General features: G+C 62.8%; 16 protein-coding genes and 1 tRNA gene. 5 read left to right on the top strand and 12 right to left on the bottom strand.

The genetic code is table 11. The features are described from left to right. Positions 1-325: 325 nt before the first annotated feature. From fdhF to MHM97_RS14685, 3 genes are all read right to left on the bottom strand, one after another. Positions 326-3,100, bottom strand: a complete 2,775-nt coding sequence (gene fdhF / locus MHM97_RS14695) for a formate dehydrogenase subunit alpha (protein WP_239323116.1) — start codon at positions 3,098-3,100, stop codon at positions 326-328. A gap of 140 nt (positions 3,101-3,240) precedes the next feature. Continuing rightward, positions 3,241-4,929, bottom strand: a complete 1,689-nt coding sequence (locus MHM97_RS14690) for an NAD(P)H-dependent oxidoreductase subunit E (RefSeq protein ID WP_239323115.1) — start codon at positions 4,927-4,929, stop codon at positions 3,241-3,243. 92 nt (positions 4,930-5,021) lie between these two features. Continuing rightward, positions 5,022-5,909: a LysR family transcriptional regulator gene (locus MHM97_RS14685; protein WP_239323114.1), complete on the bottom strand. Its 888-nt coding sequence runs from the start codon at positions 5,907-5,909 to the stop codon at positions 5,022-5,024. A 337-nt stretch (positions 5,910-6,246) separates the two neighbouring features. Between MHM97_RS14685 and MHM97_RS14680 the strand changes: the two genes are divergently transcribed. Both MHM97_RS14680 and MHM97_RS14675 read left to right on the top strand, forming a co-directional pair. Next, positions 6,247-6,813, top strand: a complete 567-nt coding sequence (locus tag MHM97_RS14680) for a hypothetical protein (RefSeq protein ID WP_239323113.1) — start codon at positions 6,247-6,249, stop codon at positions 6,811-6,813. A 36-nt stretch (positions 6,814-6,849) separates the two neighbouring features. After that, the gene (locus MHM97_RS14675) at positions 6,850-8,733 is read left to right on the top strand and encodes a methyl-accepting chemotaxis protein (protein WP_239323112.1); all 1,884 of its coding nucleotides are present in this window, start codon (positions 6,850-6,852) and stop codon (positions 8,731-8,733) included. A 176-nt stretch (positions 8,734-8,909) separates the two neighbouring features. Here MHM97_RS14675 and adh read toward each other — a convergent pair whose 3' ends face one another. Beyond that, a complete protein-coding gene (adh, locus tag MHM97_RS14670; RefSeq protein ID WP_239323111.1) occupies positions 8,910-10,430 on the bottom strand; it encodes an aldehyde dehydrogenase in 1,521 nt (506 codons plus the stop codon). Between the two features lie 119 nt (positions 10,431-10,549). Beyond that, entirely contained in the window at positions 10,550-11,515 is a 966-nt protein-coding gene (locus MHM97_RS14665) for a GAF domain-containing protein (RefSeq protein WP_239323110.1), read from the bottom strand. 207 nt (positions 11,516-11,722) lie between these two features. Between MHM97_RS14665 and MHM97_RS14660 the strand changes: the two genes are divergently transcribed. Then, positions 11,723-12,226 (top strand): MarR family winged helix-turn-helix transcriptional regulator, encoded by a 504-nt coding sequence (locus tag MHM97_RS14660; RefSeq protein ID WP_239323109.1) that lies wholly within the window; start codon positions 11,723-11,725, stop codon positions 12,224-12,226. Between the two features lie 21 nt (positions 12,227-12,247). On the opposite strand, the gene MHM97_RS14655 is transcribed toward MHM97_RS14660, so the two are convergent. Next, a complete protein-coding gene (locus tag MHM97_RS14655; protein WP_239323108.1) occupies positions 12,248-14,206 on the bottom strand; it encodes a TonB-dependent receptor domain-containing protein in 1,959 nt (652 codons plus the stop codon). On the opposite strand from MHM97_RS14655, the gene MHM97_RS14650 reads away from it, so the two are divergent. Next, on the top strand, positions 14,205-14,420 hold the full coding sequence (locus MHM97_RS14650; RefSeq protein ID WP_239323107.1) for a hypothetical protein: 216 nt from the start codon (positions 14,205-14,207) through the stop codon (positions 14,418-14,420). The two genes, MHM97_RS14655 and MHM97_RS14650, sit on opposite strands and share 2 nt — an antisense overlap. 2 nt (positions 14,421-14,422) lie before the next feature. Here the strand turns inward: MHM97_RS14650 and MHM97_RS14645 are convergent. The 5 genes from MHM97_RS14645 to MHM97_RS14625 form a co-directional block, all read right to left on the bottom strand. Continuing rightward, positions 14,423-14,499 (bottom strand) — tRNA-Arg (locus tag MHM97_RS14645). Between the two features lie 570 nt (positions 14,500-15,069). Further along, positions 15,070-16,023, bottom strand: coding sequence for an ABC transporter ATP-binding protein (locus tag MHM97_RS14640; RefSeq protein ID WP_239323106.1), 954 nt, complete (start codon positions 16,021-16,023; stop codon positions 15,070-15,072). Then, on the bottom strand, positions 16,020-17,903 hold the full coding sequence (locus MHM97_RS14635) for a dipeptide/oligopeptide/nickel ABC transporter permease/ATP-binding protein (RefSeq protein WP_239323105.1): 1,884 nt from the start codon (positions 17,901-17,903) through the stop codon (positions 16,020-16,022). The genes MHM97_RS14640 and MHM97_RS14635 overlap by 4 nt, the downstream gene beginning before the upstream one ends. Next, positions 17,900-18,847 (bottom strand): ABC transporter permease, encoded by a 948-nt coding sequence (locus tag MHM97_RS14630; RefSeq protein WP_009178249.1) that lies wholly within the window; start codon positions 18,845-18,847, stop codon positions 17,900-17,902. The genes MHM97_RS14635 and MHM97_RS14630 overlap by 4 nt, the downstream gene beginning before the upstream one ends. Before the next feature lie 142 nt (positions 18,848-18,989). Continuing rightward, positions 18,990-20,576 (bottom strand): ABC transporter substrate-binding protein, encoded by a 1,587-nt coding sequence (locus MHM97_RS14625; RefSeq protein WP_239323104.1) that lies wholly within the window; start codon positions 20,574-20,576, stop codon positions 18,990-18,992. A gap of 107 nt (positions 20,577-20,683) precedes the next feature. Here MHM97_RS14625 and MHM97_RS14620 point away from each other — a divergent pair, with 107 nt between their 5' ends. Beyond that, positions 20,684-21,358, top strand: a complete 675-nt coding sequence (locus MHM97_RS14620; RefSeq protein WP_239323103.1) for a DUF1028 domain-containing protein — start codon at positions 20,684-20,686, stop codon at positions 21,356-21,358. A 9-nt stretch (positions 21,359-21,367) separates the two neighbouring features. Here MHM97_RS14620 and MHM97_RS14615 read toward each other — a convergent pair whose 3' ends face one another. Then, entirely contained in the window at positions 21,368-22,129 is a 762-nt protein-coding gene (locus tag MHM97_RS14615; protein ID WP_239323102.1) for a FadR/GntR family transcriptional regulator, read from the bottom strand. Positions 22,130-22,182 lie beyond the last annotated feature (53 nt).

The following is a 22,182-nucleotide window of genomic DNA, read 5'->3' as shown; positions in this document are numbered from 1 at the left end:
CCTCCAACACTCCCCCGAACCCGCACCCCAAAACCTCAAACCAACCTCCCCCTAACACCCAAATCCCCCATCAACACCCCTTATCCACAACCAAACCAAACTTACCCACAGACTCGGCGGCGGAATCGACGCAGCAAACGCGGTCTCCGCGGTTTCAAAGAGGCACACCCACCAAATCTGGCGCGCCAGCAGGATCCGAAGCGGCTCTCGATTCACCACCGGCAACCGGAGCGGTGCCACGCCGCGAAGCGGTGCTTCCAAAAAAGAACGCGCGCGGAGCCGTGGCTCCGCGCGCGCTGTCGTCTTGTTGCAAGGTGGGCGGCGTCTATTCGGCGGCGATCTGACCCGCAGCCTTTTCGACCTTCACCGCAGAAAACTTGAACTCCGGGATCTTGCCATAGGGGTCGATCGCCGGGTTGGTCAGGATATTGGCCGCGGCCTCCACATAGGCGAAGGGCACAAAGACCATGTCTTCTGCAATGGCCCGGTCGGCGCGCGCCATGATCTCGATCGAACCGCGACGGGTCGACAGGCGCACCATCTCGCCCGGCTCCACCCCCAGCGCCCGCAGGGTCTTGGGGTGCAGCGAACAGTTCGCTTCGGGCTCGACCGTATCCAGCACCAGGGACCGCCGCGTCATCGATCCGGTGTGCCAGTGCTCCAGCTGGCGGCCGGTGGTCATGATCATCGGGAACTCCGCATCCGGTGCCTCATCCGGCGGGATGACGCTGGCCGGAGTGAATTTCGCCCGCCCCTCGACCCGCGGGAAGCCATCGCCGAACACAACCGCCTGGCCCGGATCTTCGGGCGACAGGGACGGATAGGTCACGGTCTGGGTTTCCAACCGCTCCCAGGTGATATTGTCGAGCGACTTCATGTTGAGCTTCATCTCGGCAAAGACCTCGGACACATCATTGTATGCCCAGGGCAAGCCGATCCGCTGCGCCAGTTCCACGGTGATCTTCCAGTCTTCGCGCGCCTCACCCGGAGGGGCAACGGCGGGACGCACCCGCTGCACCTGGCGGTTGGTGTTCGACACGGTGCCATTCTTTTCATAGAGCGTCGAGGCGGGCAGGATCACATCGGCAAAGTTGGCGGTCTCGGTCAGGAAGATGTCCTGCACCACCATCAGGTCGAGCTTGGCAAAAGCCTCGCGCGCGTGATCCGCATCCGGGTCGGACATCGCCGGGTTTTCGCCCTGGATGTACATGCCCTTGATATTGCCGGCATAGACCTGATCGACGATCTCGGTCACGGTGAGGCCCTTCTCGTTGGAGAAATCGCCGCCGCCCCAGACATCGGTAAAGCTCTTGCGGATACCGTCGTCCATCACCGACTGGTAATCCGGCAGGAACATCGGGATGAGACCGGCGTCAGAGGCGCCCTGCACGTTGTTCTGACCACGCAGCGGGTGCAGGCCGGCGCCGGGCTTGCCGACATTGCCGGTCATCAGCGCCAGCGAGATCAGGCAGCGCGAGTTGTCGGTGCCGTGGATATGCTGGCTGACGCCCATGCCCCAGAAGATCATGCCGGCGTTGGCGCCCGCGAACATGCGCGCCACACGGCGCAGCTGCTCGGGGTCGATACCGCAGATTTCCGACATCTTCTCGGGCGAGAACGCACGCAGGTGCTCTTTCTCCGCCTCCCAGTTCTCGGTCCAGCGGTGAATATACTGGCTGTCATACAGCTCTTCTTCGACGATCACATTCATGATCGCGTTCAGCATCGACACATCGGCGCCGGGGCGGAATTGCAGCATCTCGGTCGCGTAGCGGCGCATGCCGACCCCACGCGGGTCCATCACGATCAGCTTGCCGCCGCGTTTGGTGAACTGCTTGAAGTAGGTCGCCGCAACGGGGTGGTTCTCGATCGGGTTGGCGCCGATGATGATCGCCACATCGGCGTTTTCGATCTCGTTAAAGGTGGCGGTCACCGCACCGGAACCGACGTTTTCGATCAACGCCGCAACAGAAGACGCGTGGCACAGACGGGTGCAGTGGTCGACGTTGTTGTGCTTAAAGCCCTGGCGGATGAACTTCTGGAAGAGATAGGCCTCTTCGTTGGTGCATTTGGCCGAGCCGAAACCGGCAACCGATTTTGGATCCTCATCGCGCAAGCGCATCAGCCCCTTGGCGGCGACATCCATCGCCTCGTCCCAGGTCGCCTCGCGGAAGTGGGTCATCAGGTTGCCCGGATCGACGTTCAGCCCCTTGGCCGGCGCATCGTCCCGGCGGATCAGCGGCTTGGTCAGCCGGTGCGGGTGGTGGATATAGTCAAAGCCAAAACGGCCCTTCACACAGAGGCGACCTTCGTTGGCGGGGCCGTTGATGCCCTCGACATATTTGACCTTGTTGTCCTTGACCTTGAGCGACACTTTGCACCCCACCCCGCAGAAGGGGCAGACGCTTTCGGTCTCAGAGTCAAAATCCGCGCGGTCGCCAACCTGATTTTCGTCCACCACGGTGGCGGGCATCAGGGCGCCGGTCGGGCAGGCCTGCACGCATTCGCCGCAAGCCACACAAGAGGACGCGCCCATCGGGTCGGCGATGTCAAAAGTCGGATAGGCATTGTGACCGCGACCGGCCATGCCGATCACGTCGTTCACCTGCACTTCGCGGCAGGCGCGCACGCAAAGGCCGCAGGAGATGCAGGCATCCAGGTTCACGCTCATCGCGACGTGGCTGTCATCCAGGAGCGGGATATGGCCCTCTTCCATCTTGGGGAACCGCGACTCCGAAACCCCGTTCAGCTCGGCCATGTCCCACATATGCGAGGATTTATCGTGCGCAACATCCTGCGCGGGCTGATCGGCGACCAGCAGCTCCATCACCATCTTGCGCGCGTTCTCGGCGCGGGCGTTGTTGGTGGTGACAACCATGCCTTCGCTGGGTTCGCGGATGCAGGAGGCTGCAAGCGTCCGTTCGCCCTCGATTTCCACCATACAGGCGCGGCAGTTGCCGTCGGGGCGATAGCCCGGCTGGGGCTTGTGGCACAGATGCGGGATCTTGAGACCACGACCATTGGCGACTTCCCAGATGGTCAGGCCCGCTTCGGCCGTGACCTGTTCGCCGTCGAGGGTAAAGGTGATTTGCTTCGACATGGCTCAGATCTCCTTGGCTTGCGAAGATGAGATGAGGGCTGCGACTGACCTTGGGGAGGCGCAATCGCGCCTTCCCGGGGGGAAGGTCAGGCGCGGCCCGGTGGTTCCCACCGGGCGAGACATCATTGCGGAGGCCATGTTCACACCTCCTCGGGGAAGTGTTTCATGGTCAGACGGATCGGGTTCGGCGCGGCCTGGCCAAGACCGCAGATGGAGGCATCCACCATGGTCTGGCTCAGCTCTTCCAGGAGCGACTGATCCCATTTGTCCGCCTGCATCAGCTTCACGGCCTTTTCGCAGCCGACCCGGCAGGGGGTGCACTGGCCGCAGCTCTCGTCCTCGAAGAAGCGCAGCATGTTGAGCGCCGCATCACGCGCCGAGTCCTGATCCGACAGGACAACAACCGCCGCCGAACCGATAAAGGTGCCGTGCGGTTGCAGCGTGTCGAAATCGAGCGGGATGTCATCCATATGGGCCGGCAACAGGCCGGAGGACGGGCCGCCCGGCTGATAGGCCTTGAACGTCTGGCCGTCCAGCATGCCGCCGGCGGCCTCGATCACATCCAGAATGGTGGAGCCTGCCGGCAGCAGATGCACGCCGGGGTTCTTCACGCGGCCGGACACCGAGTAGGAGCGCAGCCCCTTGCGACCGTTCTTTTCCACCGCGTTCAGGCACTCCGGCCCTTCGCGGTTGATCTTGGTGACCCAATACAATGTCTCGACATTATGCACGAGGGTCGGCTGACCAAAGACACCCACCTGCGCCACAAAGGGCGGACGGTGGCGCGGCTCGCCGCGTTTGCCTTCGATCGACTCGATCATGGCGCTTTCTTCACCGCAGATATAGGCCCCTGCCCCGCGGCGCAGGTCGATGTAGCCTGGCGCGACGATGCCCGCCTCTTCCAGCGCGGCAATCTCGCGGCGCAGGATCTCCAGCACCGCCGGATATTCGTCGCGCATGTAGATAAAGGCCTTTTCCGCCTCCACCGCCCAGGCGGCGATCAGCATGCCCTCAAGGAACACATGCGGCGTGCGTTCGAGGTAATAACGGTCCTTGAAGGTGCCCGGCTCGCCCTCATCGCCATTGACGGCGAGATAGCGCGGGCCTTCGTTCATGCGCACGAAGCCCCATTTCTTGCCCGACGGGAAACCGGCCCCGCCCAGACCGCGCAGACCGGCAGAGAGCACCTTGTCCTGAACCGCTTCCCAGTCGCCGTTTTTGCGCAGGTCCTTCAGCACCTCATACCCGCCCGCGATGGCATACTCGCCGTAGGTCTCATACTGCGGGACATGCGCATGCGTATCATCCGCGGCAATCGCGGCCTCGACCTTTTCGACGGTGGCGTGGTCGATGTGGTTGTGACCGATCTCCAGCACCGGGGCGGTGTCGCAACGGCCCATGCAGGGGGCCCGCAGGACGCGCACCTGCGCCGGGTCCATGCCCTGCTCCAGCGCCTGCTGGAGCTGCTCGGCCCCGGCCAACTCGCATGACAGCGAGTCGCAGACCCGAATGGTCAGCGCCGGTGGCGGGGTCTCGCCCTCTTTGACCACATCGAAATGCGCATAAAAGCTGGCCACCTCGTAGATTTCCGCTTGGCCGACGCGCATTTCTTCCGACAGCGCCCGGATATGGGCGGCGGAGATATGGCCAAAGCGATCCTGCACCAGGTGCAGGAACTCGATCAGCAGATCGCGATTGCGCGGGCGCTCGCCCAGCAGGTCGAGGATTTCGGAATGCGCTTGATCGTCGAGCTGGCGGCCCTTGGGCGTCTTGCGGCCCTTGCCGCGCCCGGATTTCCAAACGCCAGATGTATTGTCCAGAGGTGCCATGGGTGTCTCCCAATTCAGGTGCCTTCAGACCGCAATCCCACCCCTTATTCCGGCGGTCAAATTCGAATGACCGATGGCGCGATAAGCATCCCTTATGATGCACTTGCCGCGATGACCTGTCTCAGCGCGCGGATCGTTGTGAGCTCGGGCTGTCGCTCGACACTTGCCAGACAGATAGGGCGCGCCGGCTCCGGGTCCACCAGCGGCAGCGCGCGGGTGCCATCCAGCGGACCAAGCGCCTGCACCAGCGCCTTGGGCAGGATCGTGGCCACCGACCCCGCCCGCGCCATGACCATCGCCGCCATGAAACCGCTGGACTCCGACATGATCTCGGGACGCAGGTCAAGATCCGCAAACACGCGGTCCAGGATGCGCCGGTTCTGCATCTGCGGTTCCAGCAGGCTCAGTGGCAGGCTGGCCGCGTCGTGCCAGGAAATGCTCTCGCCAAAGGGGGCAAGCATTTCATCCGAGGCCAGCAACACATAGGTTTCGTCATAGAGCGGTTGCAGGCTCATGCTGTCGCGCCCGACGCTGTCGCTATAGGTGACCCCGGCGTCGAGCGTCCCGTCATAAAGCCGTTGCTGGATCAACAGCGAGGTCGTGACCTCCAGCCGCACCAGCATGCGCGGATGGGCCTGATGCAGGCGGTCAATCAATTGCGCCACATAGGAGGTCGCGGTCGGCACTGCGCCGATGACCAGCGTTCCGGTCACCTCGCCACGCGCGGCGGCGATTTCCTGATCCAGCGCCTTGGCATCATCCAGAATGCCTCGCGCCCGATCAACAATCATCTGCCCCTCGCCCGTGAGCCCCTGAAACCGGTTGCCACGGCGCACGATGGACAGGCCCAGCTTTTCCTCCAGACCGCGGATGCGCATCGAGAAGGCGGGTTGGGACATGTTGCAGGCCTCGGCCGCCTTGGCAAAATGCTGGTGACGTGCCAGCGCCGTCAACAATTGCAGGTCTTTGAGTTCGATCATGCGCGCATTTCTCCATCAAGGCGCCAGCGTCCGGCGTCAGCACGCCCCGCCAAACGGTCTGAACACGGGGAAGTCTGCGCATATTCTTCGCAAAATGCACCGGCACAATGCCTGCCTCAAAACGACAATCTTCAACCGTTGGCGCAGCTATAACACATTGAGATGCCTATGGTTACAACCGTGTCGCCGCCTGCTGTGCCACGCGCGACACAGATCGGAACGGGGCGCGCCTGCCGGGTACCTCGTGCCAGGGCGGCGCCGATTAATGGGCTGGTAAACTCTCTGGGCTAAGCAAAATAGGTATCTGTGGATGCCCCTGGCTTGAAGGAGTTAAATCGTGCGTCTTGTCTCAACCCTAGCAGCGCTGCTGCTATCTGTCCCAGCCTTTGCTGATGAATTCACCCCGGCGCTTGAAGCCTACATGAATGACGAAATCAGCGACTGGGCCAATGACCCGGCCATCGTGGCCGCGATCAAGGCGCAGAACGACGCGCATGCCGGTCTGAGTCAGGATCAGATCGAAGAGATGGACCAGGAATGGCGCGCCAATGTCGGGGATCCCTCGACCCCGCTGCTGGCCGCGGTGCTGAACCACCCCGTCTCCGACGATCTCCGCGCCCGCGTCGAGGCCTCGATGGGGGCCATGACGGAGGTGTTCGTGATGGACGAGCACGGTCTGAACGTCGCCGCCTCCGATGTGACCTCCGACATGTGGCAGGGCGATGAGGCCAAATTCCAGCAAACCTACGGCAATGGCGCCGGCAGCGTCCACATCAGCGAAGTGGAACTGGACGAGTCGACCCAGCGCTACCAGGGGCAGATCTCCGTCACCATTGTCGACCCGAACAGCGGCAACGCGATCGGGGCGATCACTGTGGGCGTGGATGCAGAAAGCCTTCTGTAATCCAACCGAAATCCAGGGAATGGGACGGGACACTCGATGGCAGCTATGGCAAAAAAGCCTCCCAGCATCAAAGGTTTGTCGATCTTTGTAAAGATCGGGCTTCTGATCGCGATCTCCACTTTTGTCACCGCGGCATTTGTCTCCGTGGCAAACAAATTGATCGTCGACAAGGCGGTTCAGAACGGTGTCGACACGCTTGGACGCAATGTGACCTATTCCGTTGCCTCACGCAGCGGCGGCGCCATCCGCTTCCGCGATGAGGAAAAGCTCCTTGCCGACCTGCAACGGGTGATCGAGATGACCGAAGGCCGCGCCTTGCACGGCGTGGCCTTTAATCTGGACGGCGAGATTGTCGCAACCGTCGGCACCGCAAGCGAGGCCGAGATTGCCAATCTGACCGCACTTGCCACAACCGCGGCAGAGACAGGCACCGTCGAGGTTGCCGGGGACGGCCGGCTGGTCGCAGCGCCCGCAACCACATCGAAGGGGGCTGCGGTTGGGGCCGTGGCCATGCTCTGGTCGAGCGAGGCCGCAAAAGCTGTCGCTCTGCGGGACCAGATGATGGCATTTGGTCTGGCGGGCGGGGTTTTCCTGCTCATGTGCGGCGTGTCCGCGCTGGTCTTGCGACGGGTGATCAGCCGCCCCCTGACCGATCTCGGCACCGTGGTAGCCGGCATTGCCGAGGGCGACTACGCACAGCCGGTCGGCCATCAGACCCGGTCGGATGAGGTCGGCCGCATCGCCCGCAACATCGACAATCTCAAGCAGCAGCTGGCGGAGGTGCGCAGCCTCGAAGAAGAACGTATGGCCGCGCAGTCGAGCCAGAAACAGGTCGTCGACGCGCTGAACCACGCGCTGAAGCAGATGTCCGACGGCGACCTGACCCATGCCATCACCGATCCGTTTGCCGAAGAGTATGAAACGCTGCGCCGCCATTTCAACTCGACTCGCGCCACGATGGTCAGCATCATCGATTCCGTGATCGAGAGTTCCGAACGCATCCGCTCCAGTGCCGAGCAGATCAGCGTCTCCTCCGGTGATCTGTCACAGCGCACCGAAAGCCAGGCCGCAACCCTTGAAGAGACTGCGGCAGCGATGGAGCAGCTGAACGGCAGCGTGCGCTCCGCCGCCGAAGGCGCCCGCGAAGTCGAGGGCGTCATGGACGAAGCCCGCGCCACAGCCGAACAAAGCGGCAAGGTCGTCGCGGATGCCGTCAATGCGATGTCGCAGATCGAAGCCTCCTCAAGCAAGATTTCGAAGATCCTCACGGTCATCGACGATATCGCCTTCCAGACCAACCTGCTTGCGCTCAATGCCGGGGTCGAGGCGGCCCGCGCGGGCGAAGCTGGTCGCGGCTTTGCCGTGGTGGCCGCCGAGGTCCGCGCCCTTGCCCAGCGCTCTGGCGATGCGGCTCAGGAGATCAAGCACCTGATCGTGGAAAGCACCGAACAGGTCGGCGAAGGTGTGCGTCTCGTCGGGCGCACCGGCGAGGAGCTGGAGAAGATCATCGGGCGCGTGGGCACCATTTCCGGCCATGTCAGCGGCATCGCAACCGGCGCGGAAGAGCAGTCCACCACATTGAACGAGATCAACACCGGGGTTTCGCAACTGGACCAGGTCACGCAGCACAATGCCGCCATGGTCGAGGAAACCACCGCCGCCAGCCAGGTGCTGCGCAATGATGCGGCACAGCTGGCCCGGGTCGTGGCCGTGTTCAAAACCGACGGCGCGAAGGTCCGCGCGGAGGCCATGGAGGCCGACGCACAGCCAGAGCCGTCTGGACACAGCGATGCCGATACGATTGCGGAGTTTGAACAGGCCGCAATGCCTGTGGCAGAGGCCGCGACGATGGAGGTCGCCGAGGCGGATCAAGACGACACGCCGGCCCTGAAACCAGCAGCCGGCTGGGAAGATTTCTGATCCCATCCAACTGATCCCCCAAGTGCCGGCAGGACGCGAGAGTCTTTGCTTCGAGCAAAAAGCCCCGCCGCATCGCGCCCTGCACCAGGCCGGGGTACCCCGGCATCGGTGGTGTGATGCGTGGGGCGGGACCGGCAGAGCGCCGGACCCGCCTTTTGTCTGCGGGGTCGTTACACTCAGAAGAAACCCAGCTTGTTGGGGTTGTAGCTCACCAACATGTTCTTGGTCTGCTGATAGTGATCCAGCATCATCTTGTGAGTCTCGCGACCGATGCCCGATTGTTTGTAGCCTCCGAACGCGGCATGGGCAGGATAGGCATGATAGTTGTTGACCCAGACCCGTCCGGCCTCGATCGAGCGACCAAACCGATAGGCCCGCGTGCCATCGCGCGTCCAGACCCCGGCGCCGAGGCCGTACATCGTGTCGTTGGCAATCGCCAAGGCCTCCGCTTCATCCTTGAAGGTGGTGACAGACACCACCGGGCCAAAGATCTCCTCCTGGAACACCCGCATCTTGTTGTGCCCCTTCAGGATCGTGGGCTGCACGTAGAAACCGGTCGACAGATCGCCGTTGAACCGCGCCGCCTGACCGCCCGTCAGCACCTCTGCCCCTTCCTCGACGCCGATGGTCAGATAGGACAGGATCTTGTCCTGTTGCTCCTGGCTGGCCTGCGCCCCGACCATGGTCGCGGGATCACGCGGATCACCCTGCTTGATCGCCTTCACCCGCGCGATGCAGCGGGCAATAAACTCTTCGTAGATGTCTTCCTGAATGAGCGCACGTGACGGGCACGTGCAGACCTCGCCTTGATTGAAGGCAAACAGCACAAACCCTTCTACAGCCTTGTCGAGAAAGGCATCATCCGCCGCCATGACATCGGAGAAGAAGATGTTGGGACTCTTTCCGCCCAGTTCCAGCGTCACGGGAATGAGGTTCTCGGTCGCCGCCTGCATGATGATGCGGCCGGTCTCGGTCGATCCGGTAAAGGCGATCTTGGCGATGCGGGGGGATTTGGCAAGCGGCCCGCCCACCTCCGGCCCCATGCCGTTCACGATGTTCAGCACACCGGCCGGCAAGAGATCCGCGATCGCCTCCACCAGCACCATGATCGCCGCCGGGGTTTGTTCTGCCGGTTTCAACACCACACAGTTACCTGCCGCCAGCGCCGGCGCCAGCTTCCAGGCTGCCATGAGAACAGAGAAGTTCCACGGAATGATCTGCCCCACGACCCCCAGCGGTTCGTGGAAATGATAGGCGACCGTGTCTTGGTCAATCTCGGACATGGCGCCCTCTTGCCCGCGCAAAACGCCGGCAAAATAGCGAAAATGATCCACCGCCAGTGGGATGTCGGCGGCCATCGTTTCGCGAATGGGCTTGCCGTTGTCCCAGGTCTCTGCGGTGGCGATCAGGTCGAGGTTCTGTTCGATCCGGTCGGCGACTTTCAGCAACAGGTTTGACCGGTCCGCCGCCGAAGTCTTGCCCCAGGCCTCCTTGGCCGCGTGGGCGGCATCCAGCGCCAGTTCGACATCTTCGGCAGAGGACCGCGCCACTTCGCAAACCTTGGCGCCGGTGATCGGCGTGATGTTGTCGAAATACCGCCCCTGGACCGGCGCCACAAAACGCCCGCCGATAAAATTGTCATAACGGGCCTTGAAGGGCGATGTGTGTTCACCCGCGATCTGTGTCTGTTCGTTCATGATATCCTCCTCTGCATCCCGGTCCTCCACCGGGGATGCCAGGAGGATGACGATACTGCCGGGGCGCGTCAGCCTCCGGCACACAGCCCTGTCGCGCATCTGTCTCAGAACTGAGACGGTCAGGCCGAGGTTTCGCCAATTCCCAGCCGCTTCATGCGGCGGTAGAGGGTGGCGCGCCCAATTCCGAGGCTGCGGGCGGCCTGAGACACGTTGCCATGCGCCCGCGCAAGCGCGCGCACCACCGCGGCACGCTCGGCTTTTTCGAACCCGCTCGCCCCGTCTTCGCGCCCGAACAGATCCGATGCGGGGATTGCTGCAACCGGACCGGCGGCCTGCAAACCGAAGGCCCGGCGGGCACCGCGTGTCGCACCGCGCAGGATATCGTCCTGATCCACGGCCAGCAGGATGGCGGCGTCGCTCTCCTCGTGATCGGCCACGATGATCCGCGCGGTCGCGAAACAGGCACGAAACTGATCCACCTCGATCTGGCGCGCAGTCTGGGCAACCTGCGCCGCGATCAACCGGTTGAAGGCCTCGGTCTGATCCGCCCGCGCCGAGGAGACATCCAATGCGCCGACCAGATCACCCTCGGGGCCAAAGATCGGCGCATCCATACAGCTCATGTCGATATTGCGGGCATGGAAATGCTCGTCGCGATGAATGGTCACCCGCCGGCCCTCGGCAATGCAGGTACCGATGCCATTGGTGCCTTCGGAGGCCTCCGACCAATCGGTCCCGGGCGCCAGCCCCCAGGCCTGAAAGATGTCGGCATCCCCGTCCGCGGCACGCAGGTCCAGCACCACCCCTTCGGCATCGGTCAGCAGGACGCCGCACCCGGAACTGCCCACCAGCCGATAGAGCGCATCCAGCCGCGGCATGGCCACGCGCATCATCGCCTCCGCCCGGCGCCGGCGCTCGGCAAGTGCCGCTGCGGAAATGCGCTGCACATCGCCCTTTTGCCCCGGATCCAGACCATGATGCTGCAACGAGCGTCGCCAGGACGCGGCCAGACGACTGCGCGCGGCCGCCGCGGGATCCGTCGCGGTTTCGACGATACGATCGATGTGTTGTGTAGATTTCGCCAATCTACGTCCTCCCCGGCCCCATGTTACTGCACCCGGCGATTTCAGCAATCCAAGATTGCTCCGACCGCATCCCAGCCGCCCCGATGCGGTGGTCGGACCTCTGTCGCACCCGTCGGCGCTGTGTCGGCTCGTGCTTTCAAAGCCACGGCCCATGGGCTAGGACTAAAGGTGGTTTTCCCAAGCTATTGCAGCCAGATAGGTCTATTGATGTCACATCCCTCACCGCCCCGGAGCCCGGCCGAATTCTTTGACGATGACGACCCGCGGATTGCCTACAACCGGGTCTGGTTCAACATCATGCGGGCGCATCGCAGACTGTTGCCTTCGATTGCCAAGGCGCTCAAGGCCGAGGGGCTGGCCGATCCGATCTGGTTTGAAATCCTGATGGAGGTTGAGCGCGCAGGACCCCAGGGCCAGCTGATGGGCCAGTTGGAAGAGATCCTGTTCGTGCCGCAATATGCCCTGTCGCGCCATATCTCGCGATTGGAAAAGGAGGGGTTCCTGCGCCGGGAACATATCGCCGACGGGCGCCGCAAGCAGGTGCTGTTCCTGACCGAGACGGGAACCGGACTGCACCAACGCATATGGCCGACCTACATGGCGGCGATTCAGGCGGACGTCGCAGGCTCCATGAGCACCGACGAGGCCTATATGCTGTCACGCCTGATGATCAAGCTCCTGCCCGGCGGGCGGGACCCGGGGCGCAGCTGACGCGCCCCGGATCACAGGCGATCAGAACCGGGCAATGGCCTCAAACACAAAGGTCCGGCCAGGTTCATTCAGCGGCACGATCGAGGAATAATCCGCGCCATAGGTCGAGCGGTCCGCATAGCTCTCGTCGAACAGGTTGTTGATCGACGCGCGCAGGATCAGCGCAGGCAGCTGCGGCGGGGTATATTCCGCAAAGACATTGACCACCTGATAGCCCTCAAGCCCCTGATCCGAGGTGCTCTGGGTGTCGTCATAGTCCAGCGCCATATCGAGGCTGCCCCCGATCAGCAGGTCATAGGCGACCAGTTCGTGCTGCACCTCCAGCGCAATGACCTGCCCCAAGGGCGCGCCATAGTCCAATGCCTCATAGCTGCCGGAGGACGCTCCGTTCACTTCGATCTCGCTGTTGGAATAGGTCATCCGCACAAAGCCATCGCCCCAGTCATAGGTGGCCCCGAGGTTGTAGCCGCGGCTCTGGAAGTCGAAGGTATCACCGCCCCCGCGCGCATCGTCGATCTCGGTGAGGAAAATCTCGCCACCAACCCGCAGGGCATCACGATGCCAGTCGAACCCGAGGTTCATGTTCTGCGCCCGCGCACTGCGCAGGCCGCTGTAGTCCCATTGCCGCCAGAACTCGTAGTTGTCCTCCAGCTGGATCCCGCCAAAGACATTGGAATAGCCGGCGCGCACAGAAAAGCTCTCACTGACCTCAAAGGTGACGGCAGCATTGCCGCTGGCCCCATTGGCAGAGGTCTCATATCCGCCGATACCGGTGAAATCCTGCCAGTCGTAGCGCAGCCCCGCGGAGACGGTCCAGCGGTCGGCGGGCGTCAGCCGTGCCTGGGCAAAGACGCCGAGATTGTCTGCCGCCTCGTCAAACCGCCCGTCGGTGGGGTCGGAATACTCCGACTCCTTTTTGTAGTAGTCGATCCCGGCGGTCACGGTGTTGCTGTCCGACAGGTGAAAGGTATTCTGCACCTTGGCGGACAAGGTGCTGGAGATCCCGACGCTCTGATAGGGGGACGGCACCCGAATATCGCTCTCGGAATAGCCCACGACGACTTCCGGATCCCACATGCCAAGGTCATTGGTGTTCTCGTAGCGCAGGCTGTAGCTGGTCCGGGTGGTGTCGTATATCCGGGTCTCGGGCACCGGACGGCCGCCGACGACCGCGCCGATATTGGCCCGATAGGGGCGCGCGCCATCATCCTTGATCTGCTGTCCCGACAGCTCGACCCGATGGCCCTCGCGGGATTCATAGGCCAGTTTCAGCAAGCGGCTTTGCAGCTCTGCCCCGGTGCCGGAGACGGTCGCTCCCGACCCGTCCTCATAGTCATCGCCGGTGGCGGATTTGGCGTAGGCAAGGAATTCGAACCCGCCGTCGCTGCGCCCCGCAAGGGTCAGCGACCGGCCAAAGGTCTGCCCGTTGTCACCAAAGCTCAGCCGTGCCGTGCCGCCAAAATTCTGCCCGTCCCGCAGAATATCCTCGGCATCGACCGTCTCCATGATGACGGCGCCCGCCACCGCATTGGGGCCAGTGTCCGCCGCAGCAATGCCGGGATCGACGCGCACGGATTTGAGCACACCGGGGTCAAAAGCATTGGCGCTGACATGGTGGAAGGCGCGGTTGTTCTGCAACGCCCCGTCCAGCGCAATGGTGAGGTTGAGCATATCAACCCCGTTTACAAAGATCTTCTGGGCGACCGGAATGGCCCCGCCGACAGAAACAGAGGCGATACCGGCAAACAGGTCCTTGAGGTCCCCCATGCGAGCCCGCTCGACCTCGGCATCCGCCACATAGGCTGCGGTTGCCCGATCTGCAGCGGCGCCAACCGGATCCTTGTAGCGGACCTCGATGGGGTCGAGCGATATGACATTGTCGGAGAAAGTCTCCTGAGCCGCGACCGGCAAGGCCACAAGCAGGGCAAGTGCGGTTCCACCCAAGAGGTGGCCACGTTGCGAAGTGAGTGATCTGAGCATGAACGTTCCCGAATTTCACGTTGTTTTGGAAAGCTGGCTCGGGGACGCGGCTGGCAGATATGGGCCTTCTTCTAAGAGCTCACATCTTGATATGCAAGTGCATGACAAGGGTCAGGAGGGTCAAAACGCGCAGGACGGACTTGCCCGGTTTGCCCTCAGCGCCTTGCCTGGGTTTGGTGCGCGCAGGCTCGGGGCGGTGGTTTTTTTGATGTGAAATGGCGCCCGCGGGAGGACTCGAACCCCCAACAGCCCGATTAGAAGTCGGATATTCTATCCAGTTGAATTACGCGGGCGCGTGTTCCGTTTCGTGGCCGGTTCCGCCGCCATTGTCAACTCGGGAACGCAGGTCCAAGCATCGCTCCGGTCAGGAAAACGGTCAGCTGGTCTGTTTTGGTCCGCGCATCATCGGGCGCGTATCCCCTCCCCCGCGACACAGGTGCAACCGGCCTTGCGTCGGGGGCCCTCACCCTAAACGCACTGCTTCCAGCGACTGCAGTCAGATGACAAAGGGGGATCGGCGACCCTCCTGGGGATCGAGGGTCGCCGATGTAGCGCACTTCGGCCCCGACACGACACACACCAACCGCATCGCTCGGAGCGAACCAAACAGCACGCCGTTGTTGCGGAACGACTCAATACCCGTAGAAAAAGGCTACGATTCTCAAAATGGCTTTGAACTCAACACCACGTCCGCACTCACACGGGCAGTATTGCTCAAATATCGCGAGAGTCCACCCGCATATTTACACGGATAGCGTGAAAATCGCGTAAGTTCGGCGCAGCCCTGCTTTGCTGCCCTGATCGCCCTGCCTGTGCAAGGCGCAGGCCGTCGGACAGATCAGCGACAGCGCAGCCTCTTTCTCCTAGAGCGGGTTGAAACAGGCACAGGAGACCTGCGCGCGTTCGACATCCAGCGGTGGCACAGAAGTTCTGCAAGCCTCGACCGCGCGCGGGCAACGGGCGCGAAACGCGCAGCCCTCCGGCGGGTTCAGCGGGTCGGGCAGTTCGGTCTCCTTCGCCTCTGGCGCGGCGAGCGCGCGCCCGACGACGGGGGCACTGTCGGCCAGGAGTTTCGTATAGGGATGGGTCGGCTTGGCAAAGACCTGATCGGCGGGACCGACCTCGACCACGGAGCCAAAATAGAGCACCGCGACGCGATCACTGACCGCCTCCACCACCGCAAGATCATGGCTGATAAAGATATAGGTCAGGCCGAATTTCTCTTTCAGATCCGCAAGAAGGTTCAACACCTGCGCCTGCACGGACACATCCAGCGCGGACACAGGCTCATCCAGGATCAATATACGCGCATCCGCCGCCAGGGCGCGCGCAATGCCGATCCGCTGGGCCTGTCCGCCAGAGAATTCATGCGGGTAGCGATCGAGAAACTCCTCGCGCAGGTTCACCGCGGCAAAGATCTCTGCAATGCGAGTGGCCCGCGCCTTGGCGTCCATGCCGTGCAGATGCCGCAGGGGCGCGTCCATGATCTGGCGAATGGTTTTGCGCGGGTTGAGGCTGCTGATCGGGTCCTGAAAGACATATTGGATCTTCTGCCCAAAAGTGGCCGGGTCCGCGTTATCAAGCGGTGCGCCGTCGATCTCAATCTGGCCGGTGGTGGGCGGCAACAAGCCCACCAGCATCCGCGCCAATGTGGATTTTCCACACCCCGACTCCCCCACGATGCCGAGGGTTTCGCCCTGTTCCACCGTCAGGGAGAGCGGCTGCACCGCCTTGACGCCCGCCTTGGGTGCGCCGAACAGGCGTTTGCCCACCGGGAAGGTCTTACTGAGATCGGTGAGTTTCAGTGCCGCGCTCATGCCGTGGCCTCCTGCGCTGGGGTTTCGGGATCGATGCAGCGGATCTTGCGCGCAGGCCCAAAGGGGCCAAGGTCAATGTCACCGCTGCGACAGGCATTTGCGGCCTTGGGACAGCGGTCGGCAAAGGCACAGCCTGCAGGCAGTTTGTCCACCACTGGCGGCAGACCGGGAATAGCTGCCAATTGGCGTCTGCCCTGACCCAGTTCCGGCACGCAGGCCATCAGCCGCGCGGTATAGGGATGGGCGGGCGCATTGAGGATGGCATCGGTCGGGCCTTCCTCGACAATGCGGCCTGCATACATCACCGCCACCCGATCACAGAGCTGCGCCACCACACCAAAATCATGGGTGATGAAGATGATCGCCAAGCCCCGCTCGCGCCGCAAATCATCCAAGAGCGCAAGGATCTGCGCCTGCACCGTCACGTCGAGCGCGGTTGTGGGTTCATCCGCGATAATGACCTCCGGGTCATTGGCCAGCGCCATGGCGATGCCGACCCGTTGGCGCATGCCGCCCGACATCTCATGCGGGTAATTGTCCACGCGCGCCTCGGCATTGGGGATGCGCACGGATTTCAAAAGCTCAATCGCGCGCGCGCGAGCCTCGGAGGTGCTGGTGCGATGATGGCTCTGGATCGCCTCGATGAGCTGCGCGCCAACCGTATAAAGCGGGTGCGGCGTCGCCAGAGGATCCTGAAAGATATAGGCCACACGGTCACCGCGCAGACGGCGCAGGGTCTCATAGGGGGCACCGATCAGATCCTCGCCCTTGTAATGCACCGCACCGCCGGTGATGACACCGGGGGGCGAGGCCACCAGCCCCATGATCGACAGCGCCGTCACGGATTTACCAGAGCCACTTTCACCAATGATCCCAAGGCATTCGCCCGGCCTTACCGAGAGGTCAACTCCGCCCACGGCCTTGTAGATGCGATCCTTAACGTGGAACTGGGTTTGCAGGTCGCGCAGGCTCAGGATGCCGTCGCCTTCGGGCTGCGGCACGGGGTCTGTGCGGCGCACCATGGTGGTCGGCATCGGGCGGCTGAGCGCGCCGGATTTCAGGCGCGGATCAAGCGCATCGCGCACGCCATCGCCCAGAAGATTGATTGCCATCACGATCACAAGGATCATCGCACCGGGCACCACGGAGGTATGCGGATTGGTAATCAGCGCCGAACGCGCCTCCCCCAGCATGGAGCCCAGATCCGCCTGCGGCGGTTGCGAGCCAAGACCGAGGAAGCTGAGGCCTGCCGTCTCAAGGATCATCCAGCCGACGGTGGTGGACATGGCGATCACGATCACCGGGATCACATTCGGGACCACCTCGGTGATGATGATGCGGGCATTCGACATCCCGCACAGCCGCGCCGCATCGACAAATTCCTTATGCGCAATGCCGACGGTGACACCGCGAATGTTGCGGGCAAAGAAGGGGATGTTGACGGCGGCTACCGCGATCAGCGCGTTCAGCAGCCCTGGACCAAGTGCTGCGACAATCGCCAGCGCCAACAGGATATAGGGAAAGCCCATCAGCATATCGACGCCGCGCATGATCACATTGTCCACACGCCCGCCGTAAAACCCCGCGATCACGCCGATGGCCGCCCCGATGGTGGCCGCCGCCACCGCCGCCGCAAAGCCCACCGCCAGCGACAACCGCGTACCCCACATCAGGCGGCTGGCGAGGTCGCGACCAAGGTGGTCAGTCCCCAGCAAGGCCCCTTCGCTAAGGGGTTTCTTGAACCGCTCTGCCGTGTTGGTCACATCCGGGTCGGGCAGCGGCAAAATGGGTGTCAGCAGCGCCAGCAGCACCACCACCGACATCACGATGAGCCCCGCCAGCGCCAGGCGGTTGCGGGACAAAAGACGCAGGAAGCTCATGCTTTGATCCTCGGGTCCAGAAGGCTTTGGGCGACATCGACGGCAATGTTGAACAGCACATAGCAGGCAGCCACAAAGACCACACCGCCCTGCACCAGCAGAATGTCGCGTTTGAGGATGGCATCAACGAGCATCCGCCCGACGCCGGGCCATTGAAACACCATCTCGATATAGACCGCACCCGAGAGCACAAACCCGGCTTGGATGCCCAGCACCGGGATGATCGACACCATCGCCGCGCGCAGACCATGGCGCCAGATCACGCTGCGCTCATGCACGCCTTTGGCGCGGGCGGTGCGGATGAAATCCTGTCGCAGGACCTCCAGCATAGCGGAACGTGACAGGCGCGCGATGACCCCAGTGGCCACCACCGCCAACGCAATGGCCGGAAGGGTCAGATGACTGACAAGGGCCGAGAGATCCCGCGCGCCGTAAATCGGCCACATGCCGGACACCGGGAACCAGCGCAGGTTCACTGCAAAGATCAGGATCATCATCATGCCGAGGAAAAACGACGGGATCGAAATGCCCAGAAGCACCGCAAAGGTGATCGCCTTATCCGCCAGCCCGTATTGGCGCGCCGCCGAGACCACACCTGCCGCAACGCCAAGGATCGAACAGATCACAAAGGATGTGCCCGCCAGCACCAGCGTTGCATTGAACCGCTCCAGCACCTCGTCGAGCACCGCACGATTGAGCGAGAAGCTGCGGCCAAAATCGCCCTGCAACATATTGCCAAGCCAGATAAAGTACCTCTGCACCAAGGGTTTATCGAGACCGAGATCGCGATTGAGCTTCTCCACATTCTCGGGCGTCGCATAAGAGCCAAGGATCGCCGTGGCCGGGTCGCCCGGGATCATCGCCATGATCAGAAAGACGATGACCGAGATCCCCAGAAGGACCGGCACCGCGGAGATGAGCCTTTTTACAATATAGCCAGTCATGGCGTGCCTTCCTGCTCTGCCGATCGGGGGGAGCGTATTTCCGGGGAGGTTTCAGCAGAAATTCCGGGGAAACGGGGGCCGCGCGCGCCCCGCAGGGGCGCGCGCGGGTCGGATTGGGCAAAGCCCGATCCGAAACCTCTCATCAGTTCTTGGTCACATCATCGAGCAGCAGGAAGAACGAGGGCTGCAGGGCAAAATCGCCCACCCGCTCCGAGGTCACCGCGTTCTGCTTCCAGTTGGCGACAAAGACCCAAGGCGCATCTTCCTGCACGATGGTCTGCATCTCCTGATAGAGCTTGGCGCGCTCGTCCTGATCGGTCGCAACGCGGGCCGCTTCCAACAGCTCATCCACCTTCGGGTTGGAATAATAGCCGGAGTTGAAGCCGCCCTTGTCAGGCCATGCATCGGTGCGCAGCGCAAGGAAGGGCAAGGTGTCGGGGTCATTGGTCATCCAGGCCATCTCGGCCATATCGGCCTTGCCCTCCAGCCCCGGATTGACCTCGCCCAGGAACGTGTTCCACTCGTAGGTTTCGATCTTCACATCCAGCCCCACGGCATTGAGGTCCGCCTGAATGGCTGTGCCCATGGCGATGGGGTCGAGCATGCCGGAGCCACCCTCGGTCACATAGAACGTGAGTTCCGCCCCTTCTGCGCCCGCCTCGGCCAGGAGTTCACGCGCCTTGTCGGGGTCATAGGGATAGGGTTCGAGCGATTCATTATACGCCCAGGCAAAGGCAGGCGGGGTCGGGCCTGCGGCGACCTCGGCGGTGCCCTCAAGTACATCGTTCACGATCGCGGATTTGTTGATCGCGTAGTTCGCCGCTTGGCGGACGCGCTTGTCGGCAAAGGGGCCTTCCTTGGCGTTGAGGATCAGGAACCAGACATGCGGACCGGCTTGTTCATGCACGGTAAACGCATCGCCCTGAAATTCCGACAGCGCCACCGGCGGCACCTCGACCATCAGATCAATGCCACCGGCCAGCATTTCTGCCGTGCGGGTGTTGGCATCGGTGATCGGGCGGAAAACCACCGCGTCCAGCTCTGCCGCGCCGTCCCAGTAGTCGGGGTTTTTCTCAACCACCACGGCCTCGTTCGAGCGCCACTCGGCAAATTTGAACGCGCCGGTGCCGGAGGGGTTGCGGCCAAACTCCGCGCCATGGGTCCGGACCGCCTCGGGCGATACAATCAGGCCCGTGGGATAGGCAAGGTTCGACAGGAACGGCGCATAGGGCGCGTTCAGCTTGAATTTCACCGTCAGATCATCGACCGCTTCGACGCTCTCTACGGCGGAGAAGAAGAAGGCCAGCGGGAACGGGCCGGTGTTGTGGAAGGGGTGATCCTCATTGAGCATCCGCTCGAAGTTGAACACCACCGCCTCGGCATCAAAGGCGCTGCCATCGTGGAAGGACACGCCCTCGCGCAGCGTAAACGTATATTCGGTGCCATCCTCGGAAATGCTCCAGTCGGTGGCCAGGGCAGGCTCCACCTCCAGCGTGCCGTCCTTGTAGCGCACGAGGCCGTCATAGACGTTCATCAGGATGCGGAAGTCGTTCACCGCCGTCACCGCCGCCGGGTCAAGCGCCTTGGGCTCGGCGATCTGGCCGACGATCAACACACCCGGCGGTGTCTGCGCCGCTGCCGGTGCCACGCCCATCGCCACCCCGGCCAGAGCCGTCGTCGCGAACATCGCGGCCATCGCGCCGCGCCGCGTCATCTCAAGAAATTTCATGTCGGATCCTCTCTGCTGAGATTTATTTTTCATGATTAATTGTATCCACGCAAATTTTCATGATAAATACAAGTCTAAACCTGCACCAAATTCGTTCGGAGACCGCCATGACCTTTTCAATACTGATGCATGACCCTCAAACAGGCGGTTTCGCGGCGGCTGCGGCAACCGGGAGTCTCTGTGTCGGGGGCTGGGTCCTGCGCGGAGACATCGAATCAGGGCTGGTGGCGTCGCAGGGCACGGCCCCCAGCACATTCTGGCGCGATGACGGGCTGCGGCACATGTACAACGGACGCAGCGCCGCACAGGCGGTGGAGGCCGTCACGCAGGCGGACACCGGCCGCCACCACCGGCAGATGCTGGCGCTGGACCGCACCGGCCAGGGCGCAGGGTTCACCGGACGGGACAGCATCGCCTACGCCGGCCACCGGATCGCGCCAAACCTGGCCGTGGCGGGCAACATGCTGTCCGGGGCCAATGTGCTGGACGTGATGCAGCAGACGGCGCAGTCAGAATTTGCCACCCTGCCCGATCACATGCTTGCGGTGCTGGATGCGGCTGCCGCGGCTGGCGGGGACACCCGTGGTCTGCAATCGGCGGCGCTGCTGGTGCTGAGGCCGGACCATCCGCCGCTGGATCTGCGGATCGACTTCAGCGAAGAGCCCCTCTCCGCCCTGCGCGCCCTGTGCATTCGCGCCCATCGGTCGCCTTATTTCGACTGGCTGGATGAGGTTCCGACCTTGACCGACAGAAGCCGCGCCGTGCTTCCCGAAGCGGGCTAGCGGCGCCGGTTATTCCCCGATAAAGCGCCGCGCCAGCTGCGCCTCCTGCGCGGTCATCAGGTCTTCGGCCCCTTGCATATGCGAGGCCATGATCCGCCGCGCTTCATCCCCATTGCCGTGGCGCAGGGCCTCCACCAGCCGCATCTGATGCTCCCGCCCCCGGCGCCACAATTCATGGTTCGGCGGCTCGTAGAGCTTGCGATAGATCGTCATGTCCGTGAGAACCCGCGCCATGAAGGATATGACAAAGCCCAGCAGCGCATTGCCCGAAAACTCCGCCAGCCGGGCGTGAAAGTCGAGCGATGCAATATGCTGTTCTTTCTCTTCCTCGGCAGATTGCGCAGGCTCCGGATAGCGCGCGGCAAGCGCTTCCATCTCGGCCAATTGCTCCTCGCTGAGCGTCCCGGCCAGGCTAGCGGCCAGTTCCGGCTCCAGCGCGCGGCGCATCTGATAGATGTCGGCGATCGAAAGGTTTTGAAAATAGAAGTAGTTGGCCAGCAAGGAGCGCGCCCGCTCGGCCGAGACCTTGTCGACAAAACTGCCGCCGCCCGGGCCGGTGCGGGTCAGGATCAGCCCCTGCGCTTCGAGGATCCGCATCGCTTCGCGCACCGTCCCCTTGGACACGCCGAACAGAGAGATCATCTCCGTTTCATTGGGTAATTTGTCCCCCTGCTGGAGGTCGCGTTCCACCACCCAGGTCTTGATTTCATCCGCCACGCGCACCGGACGCGAGCGACGCGGTTGGCCCCGGGCACGGGTCGGTTTGCTCATCTTCTGCCGCCTTTTATCATGATAAAAAGCATAGACAGGAAAACCTGCGAACG

Origin of the sequence: Epibacterium sp. Ofav1-8 (genome assembly GCF_022348185.1) — a bacterium.
In the GTDB taxonomy this organism is placed as follows: Bacteria; Pseudomonadota; Alphaproteobacteria; order Rhodobacterales; family Rhodobacteraceae; genus Epibacterium.
Note: the sequence above shows the minus strand (reverse complement) of the source record. Positions and strands in the feature narration are given on the sequence as shown.